This window comes from Colwellia sp. BRX10-4 (genome assembly GCF_014077465.1).
Lineage (GTDB): Bacteria > Pseudomonadota > Gammaproteobacteria > Enterobacterales > Alteromonadaceae > Colwellia_A.
The window spans coordinates 109,502-127,579 of the sequence record NZ_JACGVZ010000013.1; the positions used below are offsets into that span (position 1 = coordinate 109,502).

An 18,078-nucleotide genomic window follows, 5' to 3' on the forward strand; every position below is an offset into this window, starting at 1 on the left:
TAACTCCTTAATCCTTCATTATCGTTATAGGTTAACTCAGTGTTATTTTCAGTAAGAAAACTAAAACTCAAAGACAGTAAACATATTTCAATAGTGCCAATAATTAAGCAGATAGTACTGTAGGCTAAATTTAATCAGAAAATATAATTTAGTTAATTTTATCAATAATTAAGGTAACTAATCAAGCTGGCTCAGCAGGCTTATTCAGTAAAGTGAAGGTATACACATAACCATAAATAGCGGTAATGACTATACTAGGTGTAACCGTTAACCATAAATTAGGCGTATGGTTAATAAGGTTAACACCAATAGCAATGGAAGATTGAATCGCTATAGGTAAGAGTGGTGCTAACAAAGTACCGGGTATAGCGTTATTACTTAAATATTTAGCCGAGCGGTCTAAGGCATTTCTGAAGGTTCTAAAAATGACGATGTTTTGTTTTGTTTTAGAAAATACTGTACAAATAATAGGCACAACAAATATTAATGAGAGATAACTTTGCCCAAATTTAGACACTGACTTTTCTAATATAAAAGTAAATAAAATAGTAATCGTGCCGCTTAAAGTTCCTTGCACAACTGCCGATCTTAAAACCAGTGACTGATCTTCACTGACTAAACCATTCGCCCAATATGACCAAGCAAAATAAAAACAAAATGAGATCCCCGCCGAAAGAATCAGTCTTACTGTAGATGACATATAAAATTGCCTTACCTGCGCTTTAGTTAATTTTCCATATTACCGCTATAATGGTGCCCTCGCGATAAATATTTATTTTCAACGAAATTGTTGCTTGATATTTTATTAATATTTGATCTGATAAAATTAAAAGCTTCACGGCCATATCGGTTTTTTAAAAAAGTATTAGAGCCATCGGCTAGTGAAAATAAATCGATAATTGCCACCTTACCTCACAGTATAATCAAACACTAATCTTTCAGTATTAAAAATTTACAAACCCATATCTATATAATAATGACTGATTATTCTTACTATATTAGCCAAAATTATCATTGAAATCAGCCTGACGAATTTTTGCACTAATATGTTCATAAAAAGATGATATGATAAGTTAAATTAATTTAACATAGCGAAGATTAGTAATGCGGATAAAATTAACTCAAAACCTAGTATGTGGCAATGACACTTTTTTAATGGGTGAAGAATACGAAGCAGTATTGATATTACCCCGTTCGACTACCGTAGAATTTATAGCTGACTCAGGTAAGAAAGTCAGAGCATTTAACTATGAATATACGAAAGTAACCTCTGCAACAGAAATATAGCAAGCTGAGTGCGATCACAGTCGTTTAACAGATCAATAAACGCTGATATTCACAAAGTGGCTTAGCTTAAGTTATATCAATTAATAGTAACCGCTTTCAAAACACTCAATAAACGTAGTGAACGACCAAGTACCGTCACTACGTTTTAAAAATATAACAACCTATATCGTTTTAATCATCTGCACCGTTTCAGGTTTAAAACCTAATGTTTGGTAAAAGTTGTTTGCTTTTGTATTATTAGCGAAAACTTCCAGATGCAGTAACCTGCACTCTAAATCTTTAGACCATTTTTCAGCAAACTCAATTAAAACTTTACCAACACCTAACCCCTGTGACTCAGGTGAAACAGCCAACAAAGGTATTGTTCCAGACATCTCACCAGAGATACTGTCTTTATGGGTTCTAACATGAATAAACCCCAAAGAAACATCACTTTTTGCAGCGATAAAGGTAACGTTGGCATGTGATGATTAAGCAAGCATTTCCGCAATGTAATCAAATTGCATTTTTTGAATAACATCGTCAGAATGCCAAGATAACTGAGCAACGTTAGCTAAAATAGGCGAAAGTTTAAAAATAAACGAATGATCACTTAATTTTGCTTCCCTAATGACTAGTTCGTTATCCATAAACACTCTACATTCACCCTTAAATATCAGTTAAATATTAGCCGTTTAAAACAGCTAATATTACGAAGCAATAGCTTACTATTTTAGCTGTTTTTATTTATTGGGGATTTTATATTATGCCCTAACGCATTAATATCGACGCCTTGTTCAGAGAGAATTTTCTCAAATAACGGCAGTAAAGCTCCTAGATTTTCTTCCAGTGCATCGCGTAAAGTGTCAACAACAACTTGAGTGCCGCGCTCTATCTCTATGTTAATATTTTCGCCAACAGTCTTAGCCTCAAACACTGTCATCCTTCGAGTCTCAGGAATTAACCAAACTTCAAACCACTGCTCTGTCTTATTCACTTGAGAAATGGTTAAACTGGCTCCGTTTAAGGCAATATAGCCCTTTGGAAAGACATAGCGCTTCCATTCTTTTGACAAACCTAAACGAATACAATAATTGTCTTCTATATGAGTAATATTGACAATAGGGGTTTTAAAGTCCACATGCCCCGACAGAGGATGACCTCCAATTTCAGCCCCCTCTTTAGCTGCTCGCTCTACATTGACACAGGTATTTGTTCTATATTCGCTGAGGGTCGTTATTAAAAGGCTTTGTAGCATTACATCAAACTTGACCCTAACTTCAGACACTATTTCAGTAACTGTCAAACATACTCCGTCAACAGAAACACTTGCTCCTATTTCTAGATCAGTACAAAAACCTTTACTGAAATCAATAACAAAAGTTCTGATACCCTTTTCATCTGTAATATCGATAATTTTAGCTATCGATTGAATTATTCCTGTAAACATAAATATCTCTTCTTTAATTAGTAACACGACTTAATACTCATATATTGTTAAGCCATGAAAAAATGAACTCAGTTGTCGGATAAGCTAGGCCAATGAGTTTGCTGTCATCATTTAAAAATATCAAATTGTGTTGAAGCATTGAATGGTTAGCAATTTCGGTCTGCATATTTAATTGAAAACATCAAAAACTATATTTTATTGTTCGCTGTGACCAGATAATAAATCAAATAAGATAGTATCAATACGGTATGAATTTTCAAGATTTTCCCTAGCCATCTCTCGTTCCTCTTTAGCTGCATCAGATTGACCAATAGATTCATAGTAATCGCCTGCCTTGGCATTATTATAAGCTCTTTTATTTAATGCTGAACTGGAGACACAACCGCTGAGTAAAAAGAAAACGATAAAAATAATAACATTATTTTTTTCATATAATGACTCACCCTAAAAATAAATACCCTGCAATAGCACTTATCAGTAAACACACGTCATATAAGCTAAAATAGTTGGCTAAAATTTGAAAAAAATAGCAAGGCTAACCTTATTTAATGACTTCAAGTATGAAGCTACCAGGTGTTAATTATCGTCACTTTCAGAGATAACTTGCTCGTCTTCTGACGGTATCTCCTCTACAGCTGATTTTTTCAAACGTTTTTCTTCCTTTTTTTTCTTTTTAGCTATTTCTTTCTGACGCTTTTCGAAAGAGTAATTTTGCTTAGCCACTCGTATTCTCCTCTGGGTATCTTAAAATTCTAGCATGAATAATACGGCATCCCCCGAATAATTGCGCCCTTGATTACGATTATAATAAATAAAATTAAGGGATAATGCTTTTATTTCATCTGTCGGTTCAGGCTACTAGGCCTTTTTCATGATGCCATCAACCACTACACCTATTATACCAACAACGATATTACCGAGTAAGCCAAAGCCCGTCACTTTCATTAACCTTAACGCTACCCCCAGCTAAAGTGCCGATAGCTGAGAATATAACCAGTTCTGTTAAATCCATAAATTAACTTCTGCTATTAATTCTTCTTAGAACGCGACAATCTGTCACATTACAATCGTAGAATATAATTTTGCTATATCTAAAATAAACAAGACTAGTCAACTGATTGTTTATTAATCTAAAACACTCCAAACGTTATAATTAATTTTTCATCTTTTACTTCCAATGATTTCAATACTGCTTTGGCTAATTTGTGTTTTACATTTTCATCTTTAAATTTATAAACTGGATAAACGGCCATCACTTTTGAAAGCGCTGCCTGCGCAATATTTTGTATTATTGGAATGAAATTTTTAGCGACTTTATCAATGGCTAAACTGACAATTCTAGGGTTTTTAAAATAAAACTCACTTTTTATAGGCTCATAATCTAATGTGCTTTTAATCATTACTTCGCCACTACCCTTGATTCCATCAGGAGCACTGGTGTCAATATTTGCACGAATAGCTATTTCATCGCTTTCTTTTAGTAAATCTATTATAGAATTTGATAACAGTAACAAAATATTTCTTTTTTCTATTGGCATAAAAGCTGATATTTTTCTTGTATCTCTTGTTCTGTGATCTCCTTTGTGTAATCTAGCGCAACAGCAAACTGACTCAGTAGCGATAAAGAATAAACATAATGCATCTAAACATAGCTTTTCCTTAAAAAACTCACAATACTTTAAATAAAGAAATCAGTTAGCCAAAATAAACAAGACCGTATTAAATGCCAACGGTTCTTTTCGTTTTAATCATATATTATGTTCTTCTTCGTGCAAAAAAAGATTAACCAATTTATGTACAATAGGAGATATAATTAAAATAGTTGGAAAAGCAAAAATAAAAGCGAAACTCCACGCTTTTAACCATATAGGAACAATATTCTTCACCATACCTACGTTAAACACACTTATAACAAAAGACATTACGCAGGACATAAGTAACGCCATAAAAAAAGAAAATACAACTTTGTGATATTTACGTGAAATCATCTTGAATACTCATCGATTGTGCTAAGACTCAGTGCTTTACTGAGATTAAAAAGAAAATTTTTATGTCTTGTTAACTTTGCGCTAAATAACCCCGTTCATTTATTTAGCTTCGCCGGTAATTTAATTATTTAAAAAGCTTATTATATTTTTTTACAAGTTGACATATCTTTTGAGAGTTCTGTTATATATAAACCATTTTTACCGTGAAAGCGGTACACCATTATTACCCCCAAATTTATAAAACTTTCTAACGCTTTATTCGCACACAATGTACCTATCAACACTTTCTCTATAATTGGCTCAAAAGCCTTTACATCAAGTTGATCATCGGTGTAATTGATCATAGTGTTATTATAGATAATGAAATTTTTGAATGTTGCTGCGTAACCAAGTCTTGTTTCTTCATCAATTATTTGAGCACCTTTAGCGTTAATTTTAGTAACTGCCTTAGTTAACTCTTGCGATAAAGAACGCTCTAACAGGGTCTGTTCAGCATGACACAAAAACGATGTCGTTAAAGCGATAGGTAATATTATTTTAATTTACTCTATCGATTACGTTTTTTAACACTTATCCATCAAAGACTATTTTAGCTTCTGCATCAAGTTAACAAAAACTACTTAAATAATCGATAAACAGTTAATTAATGCCTTTTATTTTAAACGAATCAAAAAACAGACCCCTTAATACTCATTCTCAATGACTTATATCGCAAAATCACTCAGAAATAAAATAATAACCTTTAAATAAAGCGGGACGAAATGCAGAACCACTTAATGCTCTTAGTGGTGTATAAGATATTATATTGCCGGTTGAGACAAAGCTTAAAACAACTCTTAACTGACCGTTTTCAAATTTAAATTTTAGCTGCTCATCGAGCGCGTAAACTCGACTGCTAACACCGCAATTAAAAGTGATGGCAGGTTCAAATTTATGGGTCAGCGTATCCATTTCGTTTATGGGTAAGAGCTTACTCATCAGCATGCCATCAATATTAACCGCATACTTATTCAAAAAATCCTCTGCCGCAGTGCAAGACAAGGAAAAGCTTAATAGTATAAATGATAGTGTTTTCATTCGATCTCCCTATCGTTCTTTGTCGCTAACGTTGCGGTCTGTAATAGACAAGCCCTCAACTGCAATTTATCCGTTTGATTCACTTGTTTTAAAGTCTTTATAATACAGTAAAAGCAAAGGTTAATTTACAATCGATATATTTTAGCATGCGATTGACTATCACAGGTATATCAAAGCATTTAGTACCTGAATCCGAGCTAACCGATACAAATATATCACAGTCTTCAATATTAACTCTTTGTCGGACATAATAGTCACTAATGTCGTCAAAGTTAGTGTCCGTTAAGGGTACACAAACAACATAAACATTGTTTTCAACATTTTTATCGCACAATGAACCTATTATCTCTCGCTCGAGTGTAAAGGCTTGCATCTTATCTAATCGATTGAACCTGAACCTTATTGAAGCCCTAGTCTTTGAATTTTCCACCAAACTCTCTGTTTTGTATAACGCCAAATAATCAGCGAAGTAATGTAAGTTAAATAATACAACGAAGTTAAGTTACCTCGCCAGCGCTATGAAGTCATAGTGAGCTGCTTAAGTATTTTAGATCGGTACATGCCCTAAATTTCTTTTTTCATGACACCTGCAAACTCAAGCCCCCCCTCAAGTTCACGAAAGTCTACATTAACCAGTTCCCAGCCAGCACTGCCAAGTGTATTGAGATAACTTTCAACATCTTCTCTTTTTCTCCCTTTAAACAGTCCTGCTGTCTCAACATCTCTGGTATCTACTATTTTATATTTGTACTGTTTCATCAATTTCATCCTCAAGGAAATTCAATAATGCCGCCTCAAACTTAACTAAGGTGGTTTATTAACCTGCTAAATTATTGGTTATAAGTTCTATATTTTATTTAAAGATACACCATCCCTTAACACTGATTGCCATTGGGTAAGTTGATTTAATTTATAGCTTCTCTCGATAATGTTTGTGTTTCTATCAAGCTTGACTACATAAGGAACAGCACGCCCTTCGTTTCCAAAATAACGTTTCTGTAAGGCCATTGTACCCTCACTAGCTATCCACACTTTACCTGTAAAACCACTTTTAATTAACATGCGGTTAATTTCATCAATATCTTCATCCAAGGCAATCGCTAATAAATTAATGGGTAATTGCTTATTAGCGGTCACTTGCTCTAGCGTCATTAAAGATTTGTAGCAAGGGGTGCACCACGAAGCAAAAAAATAAATAACGGTATCGTTCCCCTTTAGTTCATCAAAAGAATGACGACTTCCTTGAAGGTCTATTAAATCTATTCTTTGAATGGGCTTGTTTACAACAGATGAAAATGATGGCGATAAAAAGCCCTGATAGTTTGCCCCAGCAAAGCCAATAAAAAATAATATAGGTAAAGAAATTAACATCCATTTTTTCAACGTCGTACTCCAATGTTTATTTAGCGCTGCTTAACCAGTCTTATTTGCCATCAGCCTGATAAGTGAATAAACCAATGAGTGCTTCACTCACGAAAATAACACCATACTGAATAACAACAACAAACATAAATCCAATACCTGCTTGAGCAGAAGACGTTATGCCAAATAATAATACTCCGCATAATAGTGAAACAATAACGCCTGCTATCGCCCTACACCCTATTAACAAAGGGCTACTATAAGCAGCTCGATTTGCAAACAAAAATACCAGCAGGTAAGGGAGCAAAATAAAAATAGCTTCCCAAAAACCAAACCCCAAATATTTATAAGTAACCGCTATTAAACTAATTAACGATAAGGCTTTACTATATTTATAAAGATTCAATTTAATCATTTGCATTCCTTTGCTCATCCCCTCTCAGTAGAGAGTAATATTATCATTGGCAAAATGCCAAATTAGTAGCACAGCTATTTGCGTTATTACCTGCCCTGTTTAATTTATTACCGTTAGGTTTAACTAGTTTACTTTAGGTTTTCTCAAGAATACTTTTAAGTTCAGCACTTAAACGTATTAGAGAGTCTAAGTGATTGTTTGAGGATTTTATCCCTCCATATTCAGCTTGTCTAGATTGAGAAAATTTAACAATATTTAAGGCCATATCTATCTTCTCAACTAAAGCAGTCCCCTCTTCAGGTATCGGTTTGATCCACTGTAATGAAGTTGATAGATCTTCAGTCCCTTTTTTAGATAATAATTTTATTAATTCACACGCGTTCATATAATACCTTTACTGATTATGCCCATTTATAGACAATAAAATAGCTTTTGTTAGCCGCTGAATAAACTTTAAACTTTACGAATGCCACTCTGTGGCTATTAGGCACATAGCGTTTTGAGCGATTCACTTTAACCCAAAGGCTTTATCCTTGGTAAAAAATAGCTAAGGGCTAATGTTATAATGGCTATATTCATTGTACAGATTAAATGTTTTTTTCAGATAGCACTCACTGTAAAATTATTTTCATGATGTGAGTTTATTTTCATGTAAAACTTGCTGAATATACGGCCACTTTTTCTTAGTGTATTCATCCCTATCGTCTTTATAAGTAATGGCTAATTCTTGTTTTAAATTTGCGTATCCGTTAGCGATAACAGAGTTTGAACGTAATAAATTTCTGAACCTTAAACGTTCATTCCAGAGTGGGCTTTCAAATGGCACCAAATGTAAGTGATGTGTGCGAAATTCATCTGAAGGTTTGCAAAACCAATGCATCACGTCAGACTTATAAGGCCAATACTTATAACCGTTTTGGGCAAGCGCGATAATAGCAGGTTGAGCGAGTTCCAAAGACTTAACGCCAAACATTATATCTATTATCGGTTTCGCAATCATGCCCTTAACAGCAGTACTACCTACATGTTCAACGGAACCATAAAGCCAATCACCTGCAACAGCTATTAGGCGTTTTTTTTCTGCTGCAAATTTATCATCCCAAGATGAATTATACGCTTCGAGAACAATTGCGGCTTGACTGATATTTTGTAGTTCCTTTGTCATTAAACCTCACCAAGTGCGAAATCACAGTCGATTATTATATTAAGTGCAGTGAAAAAATTGGGGTTAAATGTTATCAATTATGCGATTGGTTATCTTCCATTACAAACCATTTTCTACCATGGTTTTAATTTTAATCGCCTTAACGAAATGATCTAATTTATGAGTCTGTATCCACCATGTTGCAACTTCCATAAGTAGTTCAGGTGTTTTATTTTTATTAGCAAAAAAGGCATAAAATGATAGTCCAACATTGTCACCATTACTTGCTATTTTTTATTACAAACATCGATAATTTTTAATCGCAACTCTGCTTTTATTGTTTATTCATCGCCTTGTAATTTACCATTAACCGACACGCCTATAAGGTATATTAACGGCTTTATTATTTATAAACATCAATCTATTTAAATACCTAATGAGTCAGTTAACGCTTTATTTTAGATTCAATTAACAGAAACTATGCAAAGCACTCAACATCAATTTGAGTAATTTTAGTGACTTAAGTCACTTGACCACGGCATTGCTAAGACTTTATCTCTTGAAGATGGTTATATAAATGCATGACATGTGCTATTTCATACTCCGCTTTCGATAGCTCACCATAGGCAAAATGCGGCGCAAGAATCCCCTGATAACGGCTAAAGTTGAGCAGAGATTGTTTTAAACGAATGAGTGCGTGTGTTGAGTCTAGATGTTTAATAATAATTGGAGCACTTGGAATAGGCTCTCCTAAGTCATGTGTCATCTTTCCCTTAGATGCAAAAATCGAGAATGCAAGTTGACCAACCGTACTCTTAAATAAATTCGATTTATGTTCTGGAAATTGAGACATTGAAAACTCTACACTTTGTGCGCAATGGGTAAATATTTGATATGGGTTCCATTCGCCCTGGTGGATAAGACTTTCATCAGATAAATCATCTAGCTTTTTTAAGGCCATCTCTACAGTAAGGCTATTTTTATTGCCCTCTTTAATCAGGGTAAATGCGCTGGCACCTACGCCTAAAATAACTCCGCCACCTATTAGTGAAGCTTTAACAAACTGTCTACGTTTCATTTCAAATCCTTAAAAACTATTACCCCCAATAAGAGGCTAAGTTTAGTGAACTAAAGGTTATTGACCTTCCTAGACAAAAAAGCACAGCTAAAATTTGCCCGACTTGAATGACTTGTGTTGGCACTGTTATGATAGTTATTATTTAAATCGACCTTAGAGTAAAAACATTAAGTATCGTTCGACTTTCTCTCTTGTTCCATTTTAGCCATGCTAATATTTAACTCTATAAGAGACTTTTGAATATCCATTAACACAGGATTAGATTTAGAATGGTTCCTTATTTCTTCTTCACGAAAGCCGAGTCTGGAATCAAGGTAACCAATAATCAACGACAATAAAACAAAAGTGAACAATATAATTGGCACTGCAATCATTGGACTTGTAAATACAAATTCAGTGACAAAATTATCACCTAGTGATTTAATAAAAACAAAAATTATCAGAAGGAATTGTACATATCCAATATACATTTTCGACCTATCTATGTAGACCTTCCATCGAATTAAAGTTTTTTTGTTAAGTCGTGAAATCAAGTAAACTCCTAGGGGTATGACACCACATTAAGCGTCAGAATATCAGATGAAGTATTAGGTAAAGAGTAGGACGAAGCAAACGATATTTCTTTGCGGGGATATGTGAATACCCCTTACTGAAAAATTATTGATCACGCATCACTCTGGCATTTTTTGGCTGCCCTGCAATTATTAATAAGATCTATAGGTGAAGTCCAGCAAACATAATCCCATTTTACTGCGCTAAAGTTATAACAAAAAAGAACTCAAACAAGCAGGAAATCATTTAATTACTGCAGTGAGTAAATATAACCTCCACTAAGCGACTAAACGTAGTTTGCTAGCGCTAGCAAAAGATTATTTTAGCTTTAATTAGCCAGTGTGATTTTCTTGTGAGACAAAATTTGTTTCCATAATGTCTATAATAACAGCCTCTGACAATTCATTTAGTGCGTATTCCACCGATGAATAAATATCACCTTCTTTGCTACCCAGTGCTATTTGTATAGTATCAGGCTTATCATCATGGATGAGTACAACAATCTTCTTGTTCTGGGCTATGCAATCAATGGTAATCGCATCAGCTTTCATGCCTTGGTTACGTAGGTTTTTATCCATTATGCCCATCAATGTATCAACATTATCAAACTGGTTGTAGAACGAGTCATTCGCCTTAGCGACAATCTCTGATACCTTTTTTAGTGTACTTTTCATTTTATTAACCTCAACAAAGATAATATAAATATAATACCCTGCTCAAGGGTAAGTAATTATCAGTTATATTTATAACAAATGGCGCGAATCAAAGGTGTTCGCTCATTGTAAACGTACTGAATGCCGATTAACTCTCTAATTTAATAAGATATTTATACCTATTAAAATCAAAGTGACACCACCCAAGAATTCAGCCTTACTTTCTAACCAAGTACCCGTTTTAGCGCCAATAAACACGCCCAACCAACTGAAGAAGAAAGTCATGCTACCAATAATAAAGCAAGCGACGAATGGATTTACAGCTAAAATGGTAAAAGTAAAGCCAGCTGCCATGGCATCAATACTGGTAGCGATGGCAAGTATTAGCATAACGCGATGAGTTACTTTTACAATATCATCTTCTATGCCTTCAGAAAAAGATTCATAAATCATTTTAACACCTATGAGCAAAAGCAATAAAAAGGCTAGCCATGTAGCATAAGATTCCATCCAACCTAGTATTCCTCGACCTCCAAGATAACCCAATAAAGGCATCACCCCTTGAAATAGCCCAAAATATACTGCTGACATTAATGCCAAAGGCGTAACCTTGCTATTGTGTTTTGCCCCTAAGCCAATTGATACTGCAAAAGCGTCCATACTCAATGCCACAGCTAAAATTAATACTTCATTCATTCATTCAGTAATTCGACCATTAAATTCAAAAAATAAAAAAGCCAACACCGAATTAAAAGTAAATTACAGATAAGGGAATGTTGACTAGAATGAAAGATACACTGTTTTTTTGGTTGCTATAGAGTTCGAGGTCCGAGCCTTAAAACGATAGTGGTAAAAAGCCGCCTAATCGACTAATCGACTAATTAGACCAATTAGACCAATAAACCTGCTAGGTATCTTACTAAGCACTCATTTCACCATCTAGCGTAGAGAGAATAAATGCTAAGGTTATTATAGATCTGATGGCTGCCCTAAGTCATATTTTTTACACTTTAATAGGTGGCCTAACAACGAATCGCGTCCCTTTTCTGTTATTACCCAAGGGCGACATATAAAAGGAGGGTTATGTCTGACATGCTAAAAGTGACCGCATTTTAATTCAGCGACCCAATCACCTTCTTCATCTTTATGATAACCGACAATAGATTGATTCATTTATACCTATTACAATTTTTAGAGGTGAAAAATAGTTGTTGAATAACATAGTCCAAAAAACTACCGAAGATTCATTTAAGTTTTAAATATTATATCAAATAAATTTTATCGGCTTAGTATATCTAAAGCTAAAATTCCCCACATAAATAATACCGCTAAAAAATTTATATTAAAAACACTGCCTCTCAGGCGAATGTTTGTTGAAACTATTTGAACAATACTATGTACCACACGTCCGATAACAAACACCCAAGCAGCCCATAAATATGCGTTTTGATATAAATCGGGCCGGGCAATTACAATAATACAGATAACATAGAATAATACCGGCCATTCAAATTGATTTGAAAGATTAGCGCTAGTGCTCTTTTCTAAGTTAAAAAAGGGATGACAATCATCTGGACTTTCAACAGTGCCCCAAATATTTGGAGCACGTATTATTGTTAGTAATACATATAGAATGACTACCCATAAAATATAAGATAATAATGGTGCAAATAAAGCGTATTCATTGATAATTTTCATATTTTAAAATTCACCTAGCGCCTTCTAAAAGACTAGTAATGCATAGCTAAAATATTGAAGAATAAAAAAGCCAATGGTTTGTTATATATAAAAAAGTTTTTGTTATGAGTGTGAGGTTCCCGGCTTAGAAAAGAAAACAAAGGGGATCGCTAATGGACCAATTAGCAGTGCTGCTAGCACCCATAATGTTTTATTGGAATGACGGTATTTAGCTACATAAAAACACAAAACCATACTGATTAAACTTATAACAAATAAGATGACCATTATTATTCCACTCCAATCTATAAGTAAACACTCTAAAGTTAAACAGACGATTATAGGGACAAATAATGCTCCATTTAAAAATAAGTTATTGATGGTAAAATAGTCGATGAGGGAGTAAATAGCTAACGGTTATTTTTATACTTGGTATTTTATTATATTTTAATTGTTTAGATAAACCATTAACACAATGGATAGCACATAAAAGGATATTCCTAACAGACAGATTAAATTGATTTTTTTAGACTTAACCTTCTTAAAAGAAGCAAAATCATGAAATTCTATTTTTAAACTGACCCAAGGTCAGCATTTTTAGAATCAAGCCGCCGGTCGTATAAAAAACAAATCCAAATATAGTCTCAATTAATAACCAAACAAAAATATCTATAACGAAACTCATCCGACTAACTCCTAAAATAAATATTCCATTCGTAACTAATTTTTTTGGCGGAATGTCCGGCAACAAACAAAAAACAACGGTTATCTACCAATGATGTAACTTACTGATTGATGACATATTCTTTAACATCAAATGATTCAACTAACGAAAATTATCTAATGCTATTTGGTTTTGCCATTTTTCAAATATGTTAACACTGTTAGATTAAATGGGAACATGCTCTTTTTAGCATAACTTGTTAGGCCGCTACCTGAAAAATATACTTTTTTCGAAATTAATCAGCGTTTAAACATGTCTAGTAATTATCAAAACACACCAAGAGTAACAAATGAATACTAAAGATTTCACCACTATATTTTTAATTGGCATTTTTTCTAGTATTGCCTTTATTGTAATCCAACCTTTATTTGGAATGCTTACGTTAACTTCGAGACACGCATCAGCATATATAAACTTAGGTAATTATAATGAAACTACCGCCATTGTATTATCATGGCTTGTGCATATTAGCGTGTCTGTGTTCTATACGTTTATTGCTAGCCTTATTTATAACTTTAACGCTTCATATCTAGTAAGTGTTGCGCAAGTAATAATTTTAGGATGGCTAACAACACTTTCAGCAACCCCTGCCAATGAATGGGTTGTAAAACTGATAACTACAGGACAATTTACATCAATTACGTCTTTATCTGAGTTGAACACTGAGATTGGTCCTAAGTTGTGGCTTCATATTTTATTTTTTGCATTCGTATTAACCGGACTAGGACTTTCTAGATTAATAAGTTCACCCAAAACATCCGTTTAAACAACTTATAAGCTTACTGCATATGAAGCTTGAATTAATTTTTCAGCTTCTTTAATAGTCAAATTTGATGATTTGCAAATGACATAACCATTAACTTGAGAGATGATATATTTAGGGGGAAGGTCTCTAGGAATATGTTCAAACTCTCTTTCTACAAGCTCAATTGCAGTAAAATCAGCTATACCACATAACTGTGTAGCTCTACGATTAAAGATTTTATGAGCAGCCTTATAGTCACTCCATGGGGCAAAATTTGTTTTTGCTACAATAGAATAAAGCCCTTTCTGAAGCTTATTGTCAGAAAATCCACCACCTAAGGCATTTGGCCCATTATTTAAATTATGATTGGACACAGTACAACCACTTAACAAAAAGACTAATACAACACACTTTTAAATTTTCAATATCATTCCTTTAATATATAACGCCCTACAACAAACAAAAATTGATTAGCTAAAATGCTGAACAACGTAAGAAAAACCAGCTATTTTGCATTTATGCCAATGCTAGAATAATTAATAACCCAACCTTCACTCAAAAAAAATGACAATTAAACTGTTTTAAAGGGTAACTTAAATAAGGTGTACAAATTATTTTTTAGATCCACAGGCAATAAAGGCAATATCACATTAATTATGAAACCGCTTAAGTTATCCGATAAAATAGAGTCGTGAACCATTTTTAGCCTTAAAAATTTGAGCAAATTTAGCGTTTTTATACTGCCATGTTTAATCATTACTTTGCGTGAAAGCGCTATACGCAGTTATCGAGTCACCTGAGTGAGTTAAAAAGTAGTTACTTACCCGTTTGAAAGACTTATTATATGCCCCCTCTAAATCACACCACCGGCTTTCAAAATAATAGCCGTTACTGTCAGTAAAACCGCCCCTGAATAAACCATTTTTCCAGAATATGCGGCTTTGTCCCAATTCATAGCACAATAAACTAATGAAAGAGGAAAACACAAAAATACAGACCAACCAAATAAGTGCTGTTTATTCCCCAGAGCTACAATAGCAGCAAAAATCGAACCTATAACCAATAGCATTAACCCTATGGATCCAGTTAATAACGCCACTACTATAATGTTTTGAACCATAATTAACTCACACCTGTATTTACGGTAAAAATGGAAAAATAATACCACATTAATCGCTAAATCTGTTAGGCACAAACAACAGCCAACTGTTATTTATTGGTGCATTAATGCCTTGTAATGTAACTATGCTAGATTGGTGAAAAATAACTAATAGCTAACTCTATTGCCTTCTTCGTAATTACCGATTAGGAGGAGACATCCACAAAGCTAATCCTGTGTATACAATAACAATGATCCCTCCAGTCAATAGTGCGGTGAGTAAAAAAGCGATTCTAACTTTATAGGGATTAATCCCCTGATATGCAGCTATTCCACCAGCAACTCCTGCTAGTATGTTTTTTTCTGATTTATGAAGCTTACCAAAATCCATTTTTATACTCCTAGTTATATAAAGCCAAGCTAAGTGGCGATAAATTGTTGGCCAAAATAAGCGGGGCACGAGAAGACCAACTGTTTTTAATCTGTGTTTAATAGCTTATGTTGTTACAAGCCAAAAAATATCCAGTCACTTTTAGACTTTTCCTTAAGGTTTGAATCCGTTTGTATTACCGAAGAAATTTGAGAACACTCAAATGTTAATTCAGATTGCCCTTTAATAGCTGCAATTATATTAGGATAGATCACCAGTACATTTTCTATTACAACCGAATTTAATAATTTAATATTAACAATTGAAGCATCCTGCTTGACCTCTTTGAAGGGACCATCCCTTTCGATTATTTGTATGGGTATTTCAAATTTAGCCAACGCCTAACCTTCCTTTACAGCATAACGCCCCATTAAGAGCCAACTGTTATTAGTCCTGCTTGAATGCCTTGTATGGACGATTTTCGATCGAATTTATCTGCTTTCTTTCGGCCTCAGTTAATATAGTATACCAGCGAGGATAGGACCAACCATAACCCCATCTAAATGACGTAGGAAAATATGGGCTTCCTCCCACTCGCACACCTGCTAACATTAGCTTGGCAATTTGTGGCTCGCCAGTTTTTAAAACACACTGATGAAGTTCTTTATCTGCAACCAACCTCTCTTCATAAGTTCCACCTTGCCAATAAGCATAATCGTGAGCAGTGCAGCAAGATAACCATAGCTCATTATGATCAAATGTACCATCAGGGAAAGAACTGCAACCATCTGATGTGAAAGGTTTAATATTTTCAGCTTTAACTGTCACTGAAAAAAGTAGGAGGATTAAAACAAAAACTATACGCATACACTTTCCATGATTAACACAAACGCCTAATTAACAGGCAAAAAATTGGTTGGCTAAAATAGCGATGATGGAACAAATAGCCAAGTGCTTTTTGTCCGACTTGAGTGGCTTAGGTATTTAGAACACCCAACCTGCAACTATTGATAAATCTTTTACATCATGGCTAAAAGAACCACTTACATCATTGACAGCATAGCTTTCATTTACAGATAATAGTGAGTACTCAATGCCAAGATATAAACCTTCTGAAAACTTATATTCTGCGCCTAATGAATAATATAAATCATTTCCACTTCCGTCACTAACTGGTGGAGGACTAAAGTTTGTAAGTTTTTTTGGCGTATAGTTTTTATATGACCAGTGAGCAAGTCCAACCCGAGCATTAACAGTAAAGTTAGTGACTAACCCTACCTCACCTTTTATTCCAAACCTAATAGATTCAATTTCGATAGGTATTATTGCTTCTGCGTTATAGTCATGCTCAGAACCTAAACAGCAATCTCCGCCAGAAGGTGTGCCTGTGATCGAAGTAGGATAATAAACTGTAAATTCATTAACCACACTTCCATGATCATGTTTAGCAAGTTCAATTGAAACATTATCGAAAAATTTAACACCGAATCTAAACCCAAATGAACTATCATTCAAAGTTGCAGAATAGCTCACATTTGAAACTTTTGGATTTAAGAACGATTTAATTTCATGTTGGGATTTACCGATAAGTATTTCTGATACGATAACTGTTTCCCCTAAAGCAATTAATGGGAATAAAGTTAAAATCATTCCAATAATGTTTTTTTTCATTTACATCCTTTAAAATAAATACAAACTCTGAACTAGAGAAATACTTAACACCCTAATAACAGGCAAAAATTGTTTGCTAAAATGTTGAGGAACGAACAACAGCCAGCTGTTATCTGAACGTATTATTATGCTGCTGGTTCTGAAACCTCTACAGTTTGATTTTTAAGCTTATAATAACTAAATGTTCCTCTTACCCCACCAATGAGGATAACAATAAATAAAATAGCTAAGAAAGGTACTGACGGGTTAGTTATAAACATATCAACTTGTTCGATAATATAAAAAATTAAACCAAACGTTGCTGCGAATCGGCTTAGTTTCCAAATACCAAATGCAATAAGTATAAAAATAAATGAATCGACAAATGCCCAAGCATCAATTCCTAAAATTGGATCGTTATACATACCATATAAGGCAAATGCGGCTGTAACTGTAGCAACAAATAATGCTACGAACATAGAACCTTTGGTAGCAGCTTTGGCAGACTCTACTGTTGATACATCAGGCCAATAGAAATTATCTTTTTTAGTATCACTCATGCTTAAATACTCCTTGCAGCAAGACACAATGACTCCCCGCAAGGTGCTAGCCTCTAAATGTGGGTTAGTTTTACAAACCAGAGCCATAATATATGTGTCAACAATATAAAACAGAGGCTAGCATGATAAAACATAACATACTTTTCATTGGCTTAGATACCCATAAAACATTTACTAAAGTCGCTTATAACGAAGACCAGCGCGGCACTAAGTCAGTTCATTTAGGTAAAATACTCAGCGATAAACGTGATGCGCTCAAACTTGCAAA

General features: G+C 34.1%; 28 protein-coding genes and 4 pseudogenes. 3 read left to right on the top strand and 29 right to left on the bottom strand.

Features of this window, described 5'->3' with window-relative positions:
* Positions 1–181 precede the first annotated feature (181 nt).
* Positions 182–700 carry a hypothetical protein gene (locus tag H4J67_RS11860; RefSeq protein WP_182203844.1) on the bottom strand — a complete coding sequence of 173 codons (519 nt, stop codon included), beginning with the start codon at positions 698–700 and terminating at the stop codon, positions 182–184.
* A 404-nt stretch (positions 701–1,104) separates the two neighbouring features.
* Here H4J67_RS11860 and H4J67_RS11865 point away from each other — a divergent pair, with 404 nt between their 5' ends.
* The gene (locus tag H4J67_RS11865; protein ID WP_182172166.1) at positions 1,105–1,287 is read left to right on the top strand and encodes a hypothetical protein; all 183 of its coding nucleotides are present in this window, start codon (positions 1,105–1,107) and stop codon (positions 1,285–1,287) included.
* Between the two features lie 161 nt (positions 1,288–1,448).
* Here the strand turns inward: H4J67_RS11865 and H4J67_RS20670 are convergent.
* The 21 genes and pseudogenes from H4J67_RS20670 to H4J67_RS11960 form a co-directional block, all read right to left on the bottom strand.
* Positions 1,449–1,736, bottom strand: a pseudogene (locus H4J67_RS20670) (GNAT family N-acetyltransferase); the annotation flags it as partial.
* A gap of 21 nt (positions 1,737–1,757) precedes the next feature.
* A complete protein-coding gene (locus H4J67_RS20675; protein ID WP_259368585.1) occupies positions 1,758–1,916 on the bottom strand; it encodes a hypothetical protein in 159 nt (52 codons plus the stop codon).
* An 83-nt stretch (positions 1,917–1,999) separates the two neighbouring features.
* Positions 2,000–2,716 (bottom strand): riboflavin synthase subunit alpha, encoded by a 717-nt coding sequence (locus tag H4J67_RS11875; RefSeq protein ID WP_182172160.1) that lies wholly within the window; start codon positions 2,714–2,716, stop codon positions 2,000–2,002.
* Between the two features lie 576 nt (positions 2,717–3,292).
* The gene (locus H4J67_RS11880) at positions 3,293–3,439 is read right to left on the bottom strand and encodes a hypothetical protein (RefSeq protein WP_182172157.1); all 147 of its coding nucleotides are present in this window, start codon (positions 3,437–3,439) and stop codon (positions 3,293–3,295) included.
* Between the two features lie 407 nt (positions 3,440–3,846).
* Positions 3,847–4,254 (bottom strand): DUF1439 domain-containing protein, encoded by a 408-nt coding sequence (locus tag H4J67_RS11885; RefSeq protein ID WP_182203846.1) that lies wholly within the window; start codon positions 4,252–4,254, stop codon positions 3,847–3,849.
* 210 nt (positions 4,255–4,464) lie between these two features.
* The gene (locus H4J67_RS11890; protein WP_182203848.1) at positions 4,465–4,704 is read right to left on the bottom strand and encodes a DUF2798 domain-containing protein; all 240 of its coding nucleotides are present in this window, start codon (positions 4,702–4,704) and stop codon (positions 4,465–4,467) included.
* Positions 4,705–4,844: 140 nt separating this feature from the next.
* Entirely contained in the window at positions 4,845–5,207 is a 363-nt protein-coding gene (locus H4J67_RS11895) for a hypothetical protein (protein ID WP_220471643.1), read from the bottom strand.
* A gap of 214 nt (positions 5,208–5,421) precedes the next feature.
* Complete coding sequence (locus tag H4J67_RS11900) at positions 5,422–5,781, bottom strand: hypothetical protein (protein ID WP_182203849.1); 360 nt, start codon at positions 5,779–5,781, stop codon at positions 5,422–5,424.
* 97 nt (positions 5,782–5,878) lie between these two features.
* Positions 5,879–6,154: a hypothetical protein gene (locus H4J67_RS11905; protein WP_182203851.1), complete on the bottom strand. Its 276-nt coding sequence runs from the start codon at positions 6,152–6,154 to the stop codon at positions 5,879–5,881.
* Positions 6,155–6,345: 191 nt separating this feature from the next.
* Positions 6,346–6,540, bottom strand: coding sequence for a DUF4177 domain-containing protein (locus H4J67_RS11910; protein ID WP_070376757.1), 195 nt, complete (start codon positions 6,538–6,540; stop codon positions 6,346–6,348).
* A gap of 87 nt (positions 6,541–6,627) precedes the next feature.
* Positions 6,628–7,164 carry a TlpA disulfide reductase family protein gene (locus H4J67_RS11915; RefSeq protein WP_182203854.1) on the bottom strand — a complete coding sequence of 179 codons (537 nt, stop codon included), beginning with the start codon at positions 7,162–7,164 and terminating at the stop codon, positions 6,628–6,630.
* A gap of 40 nt (positions 7,165–7,204) precedes the next feature.
* The gene (locus H4J67_RS11920) at positions 7,205–7,558 is read right to left on the bottom strand and encodes a hypothetical protein (protein WP_182203856.1); all 354 of its coding nucleotides are present in this window, start codon (positions 7,556–7,558) and stop codon (positions 7,205–7,207) included.
* A 133-nt stretch (positions 7,559–7,691) separates the two neighbouring features.
* Positions 7,692–7,943: a hypothetical protein gene (locus H4J67_RS11925; protein ID WP_182172134.1), complete on the bottom strand. Its 252-nt coding sequence runs from the start codon at positions 7,941–7,943 to the stop codon at positions 7,692–7,694.
* A gap of 243 nt (positions 7,944–8,186) precedes the next feature.
* Positions 8,187–8,723, bottom strand: a complete 537-nt coding sequence (locus H4J67_RS11930) for a GrpB family protein (RefSeq protein ID WP_182203857.1) — start codon at positions 8,721–8,723, stop codon at positions 8,187–8,189.
* Positions 8,724–8,822: 99 nt separating this feature from the next.
* Positions 8,823–9,040, bottom strand: a pseudogene (locus H4J67_RS20330) (DUF6500 family protein).
* Between the two features lie 206 nt (positions 9,041–9,246).
* The gene (locus H4J67_RS11935) at positions 9,247–9,780 is read right to left on the bottom strand and encodes a DUF1569 domain-containing protein (protein ID WP_182203859.1); all 534 of its coding nucleotides are present in this window, start codon (positions 9,778–9,780) and stop codon (positions 9,247–9,249) included.
* 167 nt (positions 9,781–9,947) lie between these two features.
* Positions 9,948–10,145, bottom strand: a complete 198-nt coding sequence (locus H4J67_RS20680; protein WP_231907391.1) for a hypothetical protein — start codon at positions 10,143–10,145, stop codon at positions 9,948–9,950.
* A 519-nt stretch (positions 10,146–10,664) separates the two neighbouring features.
* Positions 10,665–11,006 carry a hypothetical protein gene (locus tag H4J67_RS11945; RefSeq protein ID WP_182203861.1) on the bottom strand — a complete coding sequence of 114 codons (342 nt, stop codon included), beginning with the start codon at positions 11,004–11,006 and terminating at the stop codon, positions 10,665–10,667.
* A gap of 135 nt (positions 11,007–11,141) precedes the next feature.
* Positions 11,142–11,681 carry a manganese efflux pump MntP family protein gene (locus H4J67_RS11950; protein ID WP_182203862.1) on the bottom strand — a complete coding sequence of 180 codons (540 nt, stop codon included), beginning with the start codon at positions 11,679–11,681 and terminating at the stop codon, positions 11,142–11,144.
* Positions 11,682–11,954: 273 nt separating this feature from the next.
* Positions 11,955–12,158 (bottom strand): annotated as a pseudogene (locus H4J67_RS11955) (DUF3565 domain-containing protein).
* 105 nt (positions 12,159–12,263) lie between these two features.
* Complete coding sequence (locus tag H4J67_RS11960) at positions 12,264–12,683, bottom strand: MAPEG family protein (protein ID WP_070376745.1); 420 nt, start codon at positions 12,681–12,683, stop codon at positions 12,264–12,266.
* A 992-nt stretch (positions 12,684–13,675) separates the two neighbouring features.
* On the opposite strand from H4J67_RS11960, the gene H4J67_RS11965 reads away from it, so the two are divergent.
* The gene (locus H4J67_RS11965; protein ID WP_182172115.1) at positions 13,676–14,152 is read left to right on the top strand and encodes a hypothetical protein; all 477 of its coding nucleotides are present in this window, start codon (positions 13,676–13,678) and stop codon (positions 14,150–14,152) included.
* Positions 14,153–14,157: 5 nt separating this feature from the next.
* Here H4J67_RS11965 and H4J67_RS11970 read toward each other — a convergent pair whose 3' ends face one another.
* From H4J67_RS11970 to H4J67_RS12000, 7 genes are all read right to left on the bottom strand, one after another.
* The gene (locus H4J67_RS11970; protein ID WP_182172112.1) at positions 14,158–14,505 is read right to left on the bottom strand and encodes a hypothetical protein; all 348 of its coding nucleotides are present in this window, start codon (positions 14,503–14,505) and stop codon (positions 14,158–14,160) included.
* 479 nt (positions 14,506–14,984) lie between these two features.
* Positions 14,985–15,251, bottom strand: a complete 267-nt coding sequence (locus tag H4J67_RS11975; RefSeq protein ID WP_182203864.1) for a hypothetical protein — start codon at positions 15,249–15,251, stop codon at positions 14,985–14,987.
* 178 nt (positions 15,252–15,429) lie between these two features.
* Positions 15,430–15,621 carry a PspC domain-containing protein gene (locus H4J67_RS11980; RefSeq protein WP_182172106.1) on the bottom strand — a complete coding sequence of 64 codons (192 nt, stop codon included), beginning with the start codon at positions 15,619–15,621 and terminating at the stop codon, positions 15,430–15,432.
* 113 nt (positions 15,622–15,734) lie between these two features.
* Positions 15,735–15,998 carry a hypothetical protein gene (locus H4J67_RS11985; RefSeq protein ID WP_182203865.1) on the bottom strand — a complete coding sequence of 88 codons (264 nt, stop codon included), beginning with the start codon at positions 15,996–15,998 and terminating at the stop codon, positions 15,735–15,737.
* A 49-nt stretch (positions 15,999–16,047) separates the two neighbouring features.
* A complete protein-coding gene (locus H4J67_RS11990; RefSeq protein ID WP_182203867.1) occupies positions 16,048–16,467 on the bottom strand; it encodes a hypothetical protein in 420 nt (139 codons plus the stop codon).
* Between the two features lie 117 nt (positions 16,468–16,584).
* Complete coding sequence (locus tag H4J67_RS11995) at positions 16,585–17,271, bottom strand: outer membrane beta-barrel protein (protein WP_182203869.1); 687 nt, start codon at positions 17,269–17,271, stop codon at positions 16,585–16,587.
* Positions 17,272–17,396: 125 nt separating this feature from the next.
* Positions 17,397–17,810, bottom strand: a complete 414-nt coding sequence (locus H4J67_RS12000) for a hypothetical protein (protein WP_182203870.1) — start codon at positions 17,808–17,810, stop codon at positions 17,397–17,399.
* Between the two features lie 122 nt (positions 17,811–17,932).
* Here H4J67_RS12000 and H4J67_RS12005 point away from each other — a divergent pair.
* Positions 17,933–18,078: pseudogene (locus H4J67_RS12005) on the top strand (IS110 family transposase); the annotation flags it as partial.